General features: G+C 64.5%; 2 protein-coding genes. Both read left to right on the top strand.

Annotated features, from left to right (window positions below; genetic code table 11):
- The coding region (locus tag J4F42_18140) for a hypothetical protein (protein MCE2487438.1) at nt 1-227 on the top strand (227 nt) is incomplete at its 5' end.
- Between the two features lie 12 nt (nt 228-239).
- Nucleotides 240-922, top strand: a 683-nt coding sequence (locus J4F42_18135) for an SCO family protein (protein MCE2487437.1), incomplete at its 3' end; no start/stop codon positions are given.

Below are 922 nucleotides of genomic sequence, written 5' to 3'. Positions count from 1 at the left end.
GCGGCTTGGTTCAGCCGCTGTTCGTGGTCGCCTATGATCCCCTGAGCACGACCTTTTTCAACCGGGTCTCGGTCGAGTATCTGTACTCCAACCACCTGGTCTTTCAGCTGACCCATGATATCTACTGGGGCAGGTCCACCGAGGGGCCGTGGTTTATCGGTGGACGCTTCGGCGGCGGGTATAACAACCGCAACGAGACGGTGTTTACCGCTATCTTCCAGTTCTGAGGGGGAGCCTCGATGTCGAGCCGTGTCGTTCAAGTCGGCTGCGCGGCGTGTGTCGGCCTGGGGCTGATGCTGCTGAGCGGACTGGCCTGTCAGCCGGCCGAGCCGCGCATCTATACCGTACGCGGCGTGGTCAAACAGCTCCTGGCCGAGAAGAATCGGGTCGAGATCGAGCACGAGGAAATCCCCGGCTTCATGCCCGCCATGACCATGGAGTTCGAGGTCAGAGAGCCCGGCCTGCTGCGTGGGCTCCGCCCCGAAGAGCCGATCCGTTTCCGCCTGGAACATCGCGCCGACAGCCTGTACCTGATTGCCGTCGAGCGCCTGGCCGGCGAAGACCCGCCGGACGTCTCCTCCGAGCCCGAGGAGAGTCCGGCCGTGGCCGCCCCGGAGCGTTCGGACGCCGCGCAACCAGACCCGGAGTCGGTCGCTTTCATCCCGTTTCCCGCCCCGGATTTCCTGCTCACCGACCAGGACGCCCAGCCGTTTGGCCTGTCAAGTCTGCGCGGCAAAGCGATCCTGCTGGACTTTATCTTTACCCAGTGTCCCGGTCCGTGTCCGATGCTCTCGACCAAGTTCAGCCATGTGCAGCGCCGGCTGGGCGAGCGTCTGGGCACCCAGGTCATGCTGGTGTCGGTGACCATCGACCCCCGCCGCGATACCCCGGAGGTGCTCAAAGCCTATGCCGAGCGCTACCG

The organism is Desulfurellaceae bacterium (genome assembly GCA_021296095.1).
Lineage (GTDB): Bacteria > Desulfobacterota > Binatia > Bin18 > Bin18 > JAAXHF01.
This window is presented reverse-complemented; position numbering and strand designations above follow the sequence as displayed.